This window comes from Streptomyces otsuchiensis, assembly GCF_004305975.1.
Lineage (GTDB): Bacteria > Actinomycetota > Actinomycetes > Streptomycetales > Streptomycetaceae > Streptomyces > Streptomyces otsuchiensis.
In genome coordinates this window covers 1-2,185 of record NZ_BHZI01000473.1, presented here as the reverse complement: position 1 = coordinate 2,185, position 2,185 = coordinate 1, and the positions used below count along the sequence as shown (strand labels likewise).

At 74.6% G+C, this 2,185-nt stretch carries 2 protein-coding genes; one reads left to right on the top strand and one right to left on the bottom strand.

Annotated elements, in window-relative coordinates; genetic code table 11:
- The first annotated feature begins 435 nt into the window (after positions 1 to 435).
- Positions 436 to 768: a hydroxyisourate hydrolase gene (locus tag E0D90_RS25200; RefSeq protein WP_103504008.1), complete on the top strand. Its 333-nt coding sequence runs from the start codon at positions 436 to 438 to the stop codon at positions 766 to 768.
- On the opposite strand, the gene E0D90_RS25195 is transcribed toward E0D90_RS25200, so the two are convergent.
- Positions 753 to 2,185: condensation domain-containing protein (locus E0D90_RS25195; protein ID WP_227870499.1), on the bottom strand; the 1,433-nt coding region annotated here is incomplete at its 5' end. The two genes, E0D90_RS25200 and E0D90_RS25195, sit on opposite strands and share 16 nt — an antisense overlap.

Genomic DNA, 2,185 nt, shown 5'->3' with positions numbered 1-2,185 from the left:
GGTCGGGAGCGGGCCGGTCCCAGATGGTGTTGGCGGGGCTCATGTCCGTGCCGCGGTCGGGGCCGCCGGCCGCGTGGGCCGGGCCGGCCAGGGCGCCGGCCCCGAGCAGTGCGACGAGCAGGGCGCCGGTGGTGGTGAGGCGGCGGACGTTGTGAGCCATGGTGGCATCTCCCTCTTACCGAGTGACGCCCCCGGTGCCTCGCGGTCCCGGCGGCTTCGATGCTCCGATGGTTCGGCAGACCGCTTTCGAGTCGTCCTCAACCCGCTGTTGCCCGCACTGTCGGCCGTCTCCTCCCTTCGGCGGCCGGTGGTGTGGGGCCGGTCGTGGGATGACAGCGGGACGATGGCGGAGTGACAGCGGGGCGGCCGACGCTCGTCAGCGGCGCGCCGTGATCAGGGGCGTCCGGTCACGCCCCACAGAGACGGTGATCCCACATGAGCCTCGCAGTCCAGATCCTGGACCATTCCTTCGGTGTGCCCGCCACGGATGTGGAGGTGTTGGTGCGGCGGCGTACCGAGGACGGGTGGCAGGACGTCGCCCGCGGTCTGACCGGTGAGGACGGGCGGCTGACGGTGCTGCCGGACGGGCAGTGCCCGCCCGGGCTCTACCAGCTCGTCTGCGACCTCGACGCCTACTACGCGATCCTGGGCGCGGTGGCGCTCTTCCCGCGCGCGGTGGTGGAGGTCCGGGTCTCTGAGTCGGAGCCGGAGCTGGTGCTGCCGGTGGTGGTCTCCGCGCACTCGGTCCTGGTCTACCGCGGCAGCTGAACCAGCTCACGCGCCGCCCCCGCCCCGGTCGGCGGGGGCGGCGGGCCGGGCGGCAGGGCGGCCGGGAAGAGGTCGGCGCCCAGCGGGTCGTGGCCGACGGAGTCCGCGAGGGCGCCGACCGTGGTCTCCGGGGCGTGGACGATCCGCCGGGCCCCGGCGGTGACTGCGCGCAGCAGCCCGGGAATCGCCTCGGGCGGGACCAGGTCCGGATCGGTGCGCAGGGTCATCTCCAGCCGGGTCGCTCCGTCACCGTTGACCCGCAAATAGAAGGGGTGGCCGGCGTTCCGCGGGGGCAGTGACCACTCCAGCTCGGCGTCCGGCACCCCGGTGGCGTTCGCCGCCCGCGGCGCGGGCCCGGCGGGGGGTGGCGTCGTCACGTAGTTGAACCAGCAGTCGTGCCGGAAGGCGGTGCCGTCGGGGGCGGCCAGTTCGGCGGTGAGCCGGGCGGCGGTGTCCACGTCGTAGCAGCCGTGGCGGTAGGAGAGCAGTGCGTTGAGGTGGACCCGGCGGGCGAACGCGGTGAGTCCGGTGTCCCGGTCCACCGAGCAGGGCAGCGGCACCAGCTGGTTCAGCGTGCTGATCAGCGGCTTGAAGACCGGGTCGAAGCGGTTGGCGCACATCACGCTCAGCACCACCCGGTCCCGGTCCAGGAAGGCGGCGACGGCGGCCGCGGTCAGCGCCGTGAGCAGGCTCTGCTGCGACACCTTCACCTCCCGCTCGGCGCGCGCCAGCAGCGCGGCCAGGCCGGGGGAGCGCAGGGTCGCCTGGACCCGCCGGGTGCCCGGGCCGGAGCGGGGGAGCGGGAGGTTGTGCGCCGGGCCGTCGGTGAGGATCCGCCGCCAGTACTTCTCCGCCCCGCGCCGCCGCGACGCCCATGCCTCACCGTGCTGGAGCGCGGCCAGCTCGCGCGGTGCCGGGGCGGGGAACTCCTCCCCGGCGAGGGCCTGGCGCAGCTGGCCCTCCAGGGCGCGGACCGCCCAGACGTCGACCACCAGATGCGACATCGACACGGCCAGCCGGACGGGCCGGCCCGCGCAGCTGATCAGCACCACGCGCCAGCCGGGATCGCCGGTGACCGGGAACGGCCGCGCGTAGAGATCGCGCAGCACGCCGAGGGCGGCGTCCGCCCGCGGGCCGGGCAGCTCCACCCGCTCCAGTCGCAGCGGCACGTCGTCGTGGACACGCTGGACCGGCCGGCCCGCCGGGTCGGTGTGGAAGGTGGTGCGCAGCGCCTCCTGACGGGAGGTGAGCAGCCGCAGGCCCCTGACGACCTCCGCCTCCGTGAGGCCGGTGACGTCCCAGAGCGCGGGGATGTTCACCTCCATCAGGCGGTCCTCGCTGAAGGTCTCGATCGATCGCCAGGTCGACAGCTGCCCGTGGGTGAGCGGTGCGTCGGCGGACATGGTCCCTCCGGGGT